The organism is Pseudomonas sp. UBA6276, from assembly GCF_002438365.1.
Classification (GTDB): Bacteria; Pseudomonadota; Gammaproteobacteria; order Pseudomonadales; family Pseudomonadaceae; genus Aquipseudomonas; species Aquipseudomonas coleopterorum.
The window spans coordinates 1-9,541 of the sequence record NZ_DJUS01000157.1 but is presented as its reverse complement, the minus strand read 5'-3'; the positions used below and the strand labels follow the sequence as shown (position 1 = coordinate 9,541).

General features: G+C 64.5%; 6 protein-coding genes. 1 reads left to right on the top strand and 5 read right to left on the bottom strand.

Annotated features, from left to right (window positions below; genetic code table 11):
- Together ligD and egtB are read right to left on the bottom strand one after the other, a co-directional pair.
- Window positions 1–1,551: non-homologous end-joining DNA ligase (ligD, locus tag B2V21_RS18210; RefSeq protein WP_286917624.1), on the bottom strand; the 1,551-nt coding region annotated here is incomplete at its 3' end.
- 33 nt (window positions 1,552–1,584) lie between these two features.
- Window positions 1,585–3,732: an ergothioneine biosynthesis protein EgtB gene (gene egtB / locus B2V21_RS18205; RefSeq protein ID WP_286917623.1), complete on the bottom strand. Its 2,148-nt coding sequence runs from the start codon at window positions 3,730–3,732 to the stop codon at window positions 1,585–1,587.
- A 736-nt stretch (window positions 3,733–4,468) separates the two neighbouring features.
- Here egtB and B2V21_RS18200 point away from each other — a divergent pair.
- Window positions 4,469–5,353 carry a LysR family transcriptional regulator gene (locus B2V21_RS18200; RefSeq protein ID WP_286917622.1) on the top strand — a complete coding sequence of 295 codons (885 nt, stop codon included), beginning with the start codon at window positions 4,469–4,471 and terminating at the stop codon, window positions 5,351–5,353.
- 206 nt (window positions 5,354–5,559) lie between these two features.
- Here the strand turns inward: B2V21_RS18200 and B2V21_RS18195 are convergent, their stop codons facing one another.
- The 3 genes from B2V21_RS18195 to B2V21_RS18185 all read right to left on the bottom strand — a co-directional run.
- Window positions 5,560–6,129 carry a GNAT family N-acetyltransferase gene (locus B2V21_RS18195; protein ID WP_049859917.1) on the bottom strand — a complete coding sequence of 190 codons (570 nt, stop codon included), beginning with the start codon at window positions 6,127–6,129 and terminating at the stop codon, window positions 5,560–5,562.
- A gap of 140 nt (window positions 6,130–6,269) precedes the next feature.
- Entirely contained in the window at window positions 6,270–7,682 is a 1,413-nt protein-coding gene (locus B2V21_RS18190) for an efflux transporter outer membrane subunit (RefSeq protein WP_134721798.1), read from the bottom strand.
- Window positions 7,679–9,541: efflux RND transporter permease subunit (locus B2V21_RS18185; RefSeq protein WP_286917621.1), on the bottom strand; the 1,863-nt coding region annotated here is incomplete at its 5' end. The genes B2V21_RS18190 and B2V21_RS18185, both read right to left, overlap by 4 nt.

Sequence of the window (9,541 nt, the reverse complement as noted above, 5' to 3'; positions counted from 1 at the left end):
GCGGGTCATTTCGGCATAGGCCACTTCCGCCAACAGCGTAGGCTTGAGCCAATGCACGCCACGGGCCTGAGCACCCGAGGGAGGATTGGCGAGCGCCGGGCGGGCGGTCTCCAACGCCTGCAACTGCGCGAGCAGGGTGCGCAAGGTGGTTTCGCTGAAGCCGGTGCCCACCTTGCCAGCGAATCGCAACTCGTCACTCTCTGCATCGTGCAAGCCCAGCAACAGCGCGCCGAACGCGCTGCGGCTGCCCTTGGGCTCGGTGTAGCCAACGATGACGAACTCCTGGCGGCGCTTGCACTTGAGCTTGATCCAGTCGCTGCTGCGCCGCGACACATAAGGGCTGCCGACACGCTTGCCGATCAGGCCTTCCATATCCATCTGGCAAGCGCTTTCGAGCAACGAGTCAGCCGATCCGGCAAGGTCGTCGGAGCACTTCAGCGCGTCGTCCGTGTTGGTTTCCAGCACCTTGGCCAAGGCACTGCGACGCTGCTCCAAGGGCACGGCGCGCAGGTCCATACCGTTGAGGTAGGGCAGGTCGAACAGGTAGAAAACGATGTCGCCGCTGTGCTCGTTCTCGAATGCGTTCTGCAAGCCCTGGAAGTCCGGCACCCCGTGCTCGTTGGCCACTACCACTTCGCCATCCAGCCACGCCGACTGCAAGCCCAGGGCAGCGAGCGCCTTGGCCTGGCGCGGCATCTTCGCTGTCCAGTCGTGGCCGTTGCGGGTGAAGAGGTTGATTTGATCGCCGTCGATGCGGGCGACGATGCGGTAGCCGTCGAACTTGATCTCGTAGCGCCAGTCGCCTTCGGGTGCAGCGTCCACCAGTGTGGCCAATTCGGGCTTGAGACTGGCGGGCAAGGCGGCCGCCTTGGCGCCTTCCAGCTGGATGGCTTTGCTTTTTGAGCTTTTTGAGCTTTTGGACGTGGCTTTGGCCGCAGGTGTGGTCGCCGGTTTCGCGGCTGCTCTGGTGGTGCGCTTGCGCGGCACCAGGGTGCGTTCGCTGATGACGCTGTCGGGTTCGGCGACGAGCACGTCGTACTCGGCCAACGGGCGTGCCGCAGCGTCCTTGGATTTGATCAGAAACCACTGCTCGCGCTTGCCGGGCATGTGGGTCTTGACCAGGTTCCAGGTGCCGCCCAGCTTCTCGCCCTGCAGGACGAACTTGAGCTTGCCTTTTTCATAGGCCTGGCGGGGATCGCCTTCGGGAATCCAGGTCCCGCGGTCCCAGACGATCACGTCACCGGCGCCGTAGTGCCCGTCGGGAATGTTGCCCTCGAAGCTGGCATAGTCCAGCGGATGGTCTTCGACATGCACCGCCAGGCGCCGAGCCTTGGGGTCCAGTGACGGTCCCTTGGGCACTGCCCAGCTCTTGAGGGTGCCGTCCAGTTCCAGGCGGAAGTCGTAGTGCAGGTGGCTGGCATCGTGTTTCTGAATGCAGAACTGCAATGCCCGCGCCACCTTGCCACGTTTGCCACTGCGCCCGGCTCCGGAAGGCTCCGGGGTGGCGTCGAAGTCACGCTTGCGGTTGTACTCCTCCAGAGCCTTGGTCATGGTGTTCCTCACTCATGATGCGCTGCCGATGTGTCAGCGCAGGCAGAACAGCGCCACCTGTGGGGCTTCGCCTATCCATTGATGGCTGACGTCCCAGCCGGCCGCGGCCGCCAGTTCGGTGAAGGACTGCACGGTGAACTTGTGCGAGTTCTCGGTGTGCAGCCGTTCCCCGGGTTTGAACGCGAAGGTGCGACCGGCCACCCGGACCTGTTGGGCTTTCTGGCTGACCAGGTGCATTTCGATCCGCTCGTACTCGGGGTTCCACAGCGCCAGGTGGTCGAATGCCGCCGCGTCGAAATCGCCGTCGAGCTCGCGGTTCATGCGCGTCAGCAGGTTCTTGTTGAAGCGTGCGGTGACCCCGGCCGCGTCGTCATAGGCGGCTTCCAGGGTGGCTGCATCCTTGACCATGTCCACGCCGATGATGAAGCACGCATCGGGGCCCAGCAGCTCGCGCGCCGAACGCAGGAAGCGTACGGCCTGCGGACGGGTGAAATTGCCCAGCGTCGAGCCTGGAAAGAAGCCCACGCGCGGATGACCCTGGGTCTCAGCCGGCAGGTGCAGGGCACGGGTAAAATCGTCCACCAGCGGCGCAATGCGCAGGGCAGGGTAGCGTTGGCGCAACCGGGCGCTCGCGCTTTCCAGCGCATTGCTGCAGATGTCGATGGGCACGTACAGCGCAATCTGCGGCACCGCATCCAGCAACAGACGCACCTTGTCGCAGGCGCCGGCGCCGAACTCCACCAGCGCCGCATCGTCGGCGACCCACTCGGCCAACTGCGGCGCGATCTCGGTCAGCAGCGCCGTTTCGGCGCGGGTCGGGTAGTACTCGGGCAGGGTGCAGATGGCTTCGAACAGCTGCGAGCCTTCGGCATCGTAGAAGTACTTCGGCGAGATGGATTTCTGCGCTGCCGACAGTCCGGTGATCACATCGCGGGCGAACTCATCGCTGCCGTCGTTGCGGGTGCTGTAGGGCGACACGTCGCGCGCCAGACGCACGCCGGAAAACATCCAGCGGCAGCCGGGGCCGAAGAAGTTGCGGTAGGTGGGGCGGGTGTGTCCGACCGGGGTGATACTGGCGCCGCCACGCAACACCATCTGGTTGATCATAAACTTGCCGTTGTATTCACCGACCGCGCTGACCGCAGGCTGAAAGCCGGGGTAGGCACTGTAGGCGCTCTGCGTCCACTGCCAGGCTACATCGTCGAGTTGCTGCAGTTGTCCGCTGCCAGCGGCGATTTCCCATTCCGCTTCGGTGGGCAGGCGTGCGCCGGCCCATTGCGCGAAGGCAGCCGCTTCGTAGTAGCTGATGTGCACCACGGGTGCGTCGAGTTGCAGCGGTTGCAGCCCGCGCAGGCTCATCTCGTGCCAGGCACCGGCGCGGTCCTGCTGCCAATAGAACGGGGCATACCAGCCTTCGGCCTGAACCGTGGCCCAACCGTCGGCCAGCCACAGGCTGGCCTGGATGTAGCCGCCGGCTTCGATGAATTCCAGCCATTCACCGTTGGTGACCAGACGGTCGGCGATTTCGAAGGCTTGGGCGAACACTTTGTGGCGTGGGCCTTCGTTGTCGAAGGCGAAGCCGTGACCGTCATGGCCGATCTCGACCAGACCGCCGGCCTGGCCAATGAAGCGGCCCCGACGACCGGCCATGTCGGCTGGCCAGGCCGGGTCGTACGCCGGCTTGAGCGCCGAGACGCTGAACAGGTGCAGGATGTCCATCAGCAACAGCTCTTGATGCTGTTGCTCGTGGGACAGACCCAATTCGATGAGCGATTGGGCTTCAGTGTCCAGATCGCCGCTGAGCAGGACTTCCATGTGCCGATCGACATGCGCGCGATAGGCCAGCACGCGGTCCAGTCCCGGACGCGTCATCAAACCGCGCTGAGGACGCGGCTGGCGCGGGCCGACCGCTTCGTAATAGGAATTGAAGAGGTAGCAGAAATCCGGGTCGAACGGGGTGTAGTGCGGCGCTTGCTCAGCGAGCAGGAAGGTTTCGAAGAACCAACTGGTGTGAGCCAGGTGCCATTTGGCCGGGCTCGCGTCGGGCATCGACTGCGCGCCCATGTCTTCGGCGCTGAGCGGACTGGCCAGGTGTTCGCTGTGGCGGCGTACCTGTTGGAAGCGCTGCAGCAGGTCGTGCGTAGGGGTAACAGGCACGGCCTGCCGGGAAAGACTGTTCATCAAGAGGCTGCTCCGACGGCTCCGTCGAGGGTGACGGTGGGAAACGGGGGCAGAAGCGCTTTTCTATCGCTTTCCGCACGACCGACGGTGGGCTTCAGCGCCGGACTAAAGGGTGTGACTGTGCAACCGGGAGCAGGTTCGCCCGCTGATCGAAATCCTTGCGCCTGATGCGCCGTTTCATCCTTTATCTGGCTCGTTTTTCCAGGCCCACCGCGGTGCCCGCCGACGCGGCTCGCGCCGCTGCTACAGGGTTTCCTGCAGTGTTCCGGGGCCACGGAGTGCAGGGGCGCCAATGGGGTGTGCCCGGACGCGGATTGCCATGGTGCCAATGGAATGTGCCCGGACGCGGATTGCGGTGGTGCCAATGGGTGTGCCCGGATGCGGATTGCGGTGGTGCCAATGCGGTGTGCCCGGACGCGGATTGCGGTGGTGCCAATGCGGTGTGCCCGGACGCGGATTGCGGTGGTGCCATCGGGGTGCGCCCGGACGCGGATTGCGGTGGTGCCAATGCGGTGTGCCTAAACGCGGATTGCGGTGGTGCCAATGGGTGTGCCCGGACGTGGATTGCCATCGTTCCAATGGGGTGTGCTTGGATGCGGATTGCCACTGTGCCACTGCGATGTTCCCACAGGCGCAATGCGGTCCCTGTAGCAGCGGCGCGAGCCGCGTCCGAGAGCACCGCGGTTGTATGGGCGCTACGCCTGACCCACAATGCATTGTCAACCGAGGAGTGACGATGAACGCGTTCGAAGACATGCGGCTTTTCGTGCAGGTGCTGGACTCGCACAGCTTCACGGCTGCCGCCGAGCAATTGGGGGTTTCCAAGCAATACATCAGTCGCCGCTTGATGCAACTGGAAAACCGCCTGGGCGCACGCCTGCTCAATCGCTCCACGCGCCGCCTGGACGTCACGGCCCTGGGCCAGAGTTATTACGACTCTGCCGTGCGCCTGCTGGCGGAGGTGGAACAGGTCGAACAGGGCATTGCTGGCCAGGCCGCCGAACCCCGCGGCACGTTGCGGGTGAGTGCGCCGCTGTCCTTCGCCATGGCGCAATTGAGCGCGCTCATGCCTCGATTCCTGCAACGCTACCCTCAGGTCCAAGTCGAAATCGACCTCAGCGATCGCCCCGTCGACCTGCTCGGCGAAGGCTACGATCTGGTCCTGCGCATTGGCACGCTGGAAGACTCGTCGCTGATCGCCCGGCGCATCGCTTCCATCGCCCGCGTGTACTGCGCAAGCCCGGACTATCTGGCCGCGCGCGGCGTACCCACCACGCCTCAGGAACTCACCAGCCACGACTGTCTGCCCTACGGCCACGCGCGCCAGGTGCAATGGCGCTTCGAAATGGGGGGCAAGCCACTGGTAATCGGTGTGAGCGGGCGCATGCGCGCCAACAACGGCGAATTACTGTGCGAGGCAGCGGTGGCCGGCATGGGAATCGCCTACCTGCCCCGATTCATCGTTCAGCACGCACTGGCGTCAGGGCAACTGCAAACCGTACTGGATGAGTTCGTCACCGAGCCTTTGGCGCTCTCGGCCGTGTATCCGCAGCATCGGCAAACGTCACGACCGGTGCAGGTCCTGGTCGACTTCCTGCGCGAACATCTGAGCAATCTCTGAGCATGGCCCGCCGAGTGCGAGCAGCACTCAAACGTGGCTCAGCGCAATTCCGAACGAAACGACGATCATGCAGCACAGGGTCAAGTTGATATTCATCGGTACAAATCCTAGGGGAAATAATGGGACCTATAGTGCTGATCCCGCCCCCTCAGGAAAAATTCCGTTTTTCGATAGCGATCATCGACTTCCGTGATGCAAGTAACGATTCAGCTTCTGCGCCGCGGCCGGGACACCACCGACTCGATGTTCTTGCGCCCGATCAATCGAGTCGGCGCTGCGGGCTCTTCGGCCAGCCACTTGTACATCACCAGGCAATCGACCAGCCCCAGGTGAGCATGCCGATAGGCGCGCGGCAGGCGCCCCACGGTCTCGAAACCCAGCTTGTGCCACAAGGCCACCGCCACTTCGTTACTGGCCACCACCGAATTGAACTGCATGGCCAGAAAACCGCTGTCGCGCGCCACCTGCTGCGAGTGCTCGCACATCAGCCGCGCCACGCCTCGACCGCGCGCCGCTTCGCTGACCATGTAGCCGCAGTTGCACACGTGGTTGCCGGGACCCGCCGCGTTGGCCTTGAGGTAGTAACTGCCGAGCAACTGACCCTGTTCATCTTCGGCAACGAAAGTGTGCAGGGGCACCTTCAACCAGGTGTGTTCGGCGGCTTCGCGGTCCATGGCCGGATCGTAGGCGTACGTCTGCTGGCCCTGAACCACCGCGTCGAAGGTGGGCCAGAAACGGTCGAAATCGGAAGAGGTCATGGGGCGAATGGTGATCATGGGGCGCTCGCTGCGGATCGGGATCGGCTGCCGAAGACGGTCGCCTGGCACGCACGCCCGGCAACCGCCCCGTGAGACCGGGACGGCGCCTATCCTATCATTCGCCGCAGGCTTTGCAGCCGCAGGGCTGGCGCTGATGGCTACCGCTGTGCCAGCGTATCGGGCTGCCAGCCGCCGCCCAGCGCCTTGTAGATCGCAACGATGCCGCGATACAACTCGGTTTCACCCTGGGCCTGGGCGTCTTCGGCGCTCAAGCGTTCACGCTCGGCGTCGAGCAGCACCAGGTAATCCGCCGTGCCCTCGCGGTACTGGATCGAGGCCAGCGCTGCCGCCGCGCGACTCGACTCGCTCTGGCGCATCAAGGCCTGCACGCGCTGCTGGCGTTTGCCGTAGTCACTGAAGGCATTTTCCGACTCTTCCAGCGCCAGCAACACATCCTGTTCATAGCTGGCCAGCGCGCCTTCGGCATCGGCGTTGGCTGCACGGATCTGCGCGCGCACGCTGCCCAGGTCGAACGCGGCCCAAGTGATGCTTGGCCCCAGTCCCCAGGCATTGGCCGCGGACGAGCCGATCTGCGAACCGCGGGCCGCCGTAAAGCCCAGGAAACCGCTGAGGCTGACCCGGGGGAACAGATCGGCCGTGGCCACGCCGATCTGCGCGGTGGAGGCGGCCAGTCGCCGTTCGGCACTGCGGATGTCCGGCCGGCGTCGTAGCAGCTGAGTCGGATCACCGATCGGCAAGGCCTTGGCAATGGCCGGCAACTGCGCCGGGCTCAGGTCCACACTCAATTGGTCCGGCCGCTGGCCGAGCAGGGTAGCGATGCGGTTGCGCGCACGCACCTGTTCGGCCTGCAACTGCGGCACGGTCGCTTCGACTGCCGCGAGCCGCGCGTCGGCCCGCACCACGTCCAGTTGATTGCCCACACCGGCTTCCTGCAGGCTGCGGGTGATACCCCGCGAATCCTGCTGGTTCTTCAGGTTAGCCAGGGCGATCTTCTCGCGCAGTTGCGCGCCGCGCAGTTGCCCGTAGGCATCCACCAAGTCGGCGATCAGGGTGACCTGCAACTGCTGCAGGTCGGCCGCCGCTTCGCCTTGCTGCGCGTCACTGACCTCCAACTGACGCTGGATGCGCCCGAACAGGTCGATTTCCCAGGCCATGTCCAGGCCCAGGTCGTAGCGCTCGGTATTGACCCGGTCGCTGGTCTGGCCGGGAATCTGGCTCTTACCGATCTCGCTGCTGGCGCGGCTGGTCACCACCGGGAAACGATCGTTTGCCACGTCGTCGCGGATGGCCCGAGCCGCCTTGAGGCGGGCGAAGGCCACCCGCAGCTCACGGTTGCCCTGCAGCGATTCGTTGACCAAACGATTGAGGGTCGGGTCGTCGAACTGCTGCCACCACACCGCATCGAACGCCTCGGCGCGGTAGTAGCGAGTGTCCTGGGCCGCCGCCACGCTCGCCTGCAGATCCTGCGGCGCGCGATAGTCCGGGCCCACCGCGCAAGCGGCCAGGGCCAGCACCAGCAAGCTGGGCAGTAGGGGTTTCAAATGACTCATGGTTGTACCTCAAGCGTGAGCGCACGATCCGCCTTGCGGGCCTCGCGACGCTCGACATGGCGACGGATCAGCACGAAGAACACCGGTGTCAGCAGCAAGCCGAAGAAGGTCACCCCCAACATGCCGGAGAACACCGCCACGCCCATGGCATGACGCATCTCGGCGCCGGCGCCGGACGACAGTACCAGGGGCACCACGCCCATGATGAAGGCGAACGAAGTCATCAGGATCGGCCGCAGCCGCAAGCGGCACGCTTCCAATACGGCGGCCAGCGGATCCAGGCCTTCCTCCTGTTTGTCCTTGGCGAACTCGACAATCAGAATGGCGTTCTTGCACGCCAGCCCGACCAGCACGATCAAGCCGATCTGGGTGAAGATGTTGTTGTCGCTGCCCGCGATCATCACCCCGGCAATCGCCGAGAGCAGGGTCATGGGCACGATCAGGATCACCGCCAGCGGCAGGCTCCAGCTTTCGTACTGTGCGGCCAGCACCAGGAAGGCCAGCAGCACGCACAGCGGGAACACGAACAGCGCGGTGTTGCCCGCCAGAATCTGCTGGTAGGTCAGCTCGGTCCATTCATAGGCCATGCCGTTGGGCAACTCTTCCTTGAGCAGCTTCTCCACCGCTGCCTGGGCCTGGCCCGAGCTGAAGCCCGGCGCTGCGGCACCGTTGATCTCGGCCGTGACGAAACCGTTGTAATGCATCACCCGGTCCGGGCCGGCGGTGTCGCTGACCTTGATGAAGGTCGCCAGCGGGACCATCTCGCCCCGATCGTTGCGCACCTTGAGCTGGCCGATCTGCTCGGCTTCCAGGCGGAACTGCTGCTCGGCCTGGACGTTGACCTGATAGGTGCGCCCGAAGCGGTTGAAGTCGTTGGCGTACAGCGAGCCCAGGTACACCTGCAGGGTGTCGAAGATATCGCTGATGGCCACACCGTGCGTCTTGGCCTTTTCCCGGTCGATCGCTGCATCCACCTGAGGCACGTTCACCGTGTAGCTGGTGAACAGCCCGGCCAGCTCCGGCACGCTGCGACTCTTGGCGATGATGTTCTGGGTCTGCTTGTACAACTCGTCATAGCCCAGGTTGCCGCGGTCTTCGATCTGCAGGCGGAAGCCGCCGATGGTGCCCAGGCCCATCACCGGTGGCGGTGGGAAGATCGCCATGTAGGCGTCCTGGATACCGGCGAACTTGCCGTTGAGCTCGGCAGCGATGGCGTTGGCCGACAGGCTGGCGTCCTTGCGCTGATCGAAGTCCTTGAGCGCCACGAAAACGATGCCGTTGTTGGGGCTGTTGGTGAAGCCGTTGATCGACAGCCCCGGGAAGGCGATGGCGTTCTCCACGCCGGGCTGCTTCAAGGCGATGTCCGACATGCGCTTGATCACATCTTCGGTGCGGTCCAGGCTGGCGGCGTCCGGCAGTTGGGCGAAGGCGACCAGGTACTGCTTGTCCTGCGAGGGTACGAAGCCGGTCGGCGTGTTGGCGAAACCGAACCAGGTCAGCACCATGAAGCCTGCGTACAGCAGCATGGCGATACCGCTGCTGCGGATCACCCGCGCGACGGTGCCGACATAGCCGTGGCTGGCCTTTTCGAAGAAGCGGTTGAAAGGCCGGAACAGCCAGCCACCCAGCAGCCTGTCGAGGAACCGGGAGAACCGGTCCTTGGGCGCGTCGTGCCCCTTGAGCAGCACCGCCGCCAGTGCCGGCGACAAGGTCAGCGAGTTGAACGCCGAAATGACCGTGGAAATGGCAATGGTCAGGGCGAACTGCTTGTAGAACTGCCCCGTGAGGCCGGAAATGAACGCTGCCGGCACGAACACCGCGCACAGCACCAGGGCCGTGGCGATGATCGGCCCGGTGAC

What these genes read in the sequence shown, in the direction of transcription:
- B2V21_RS18200 (WP_286917622.1), top strand. Translation starts at nt 4,469, where the DNA reads ATGAACGCGTTCGAAGACATGCGGCTTTTCGTGCAGGTGCTGGACTCG.
- B2V21_RS18195 (WP_049859917.1), bottom strand. Translation starts at nt 6,129, where the DNA reads ATGATCACCATTCGCCCCATGACCTCTTCCGATTTCGACCGTTTCTGG.
- B2V21_RS18190 (WP_134721798.1), bottom strand. Translation starts at nt 7,682, where the DNA reads ATGAGTCATTTGAAACCCCTACTGCCCAGCTTGCTGGTGCTGGCCCTG.
- egtB (WP_286917623.1), bottom strand. Translation starts at nt 3,732, where the DNA reads ATGAACAGTCTTTCCCGGCAGGCCGTGCCTGTTACCCCTACGCACGAC.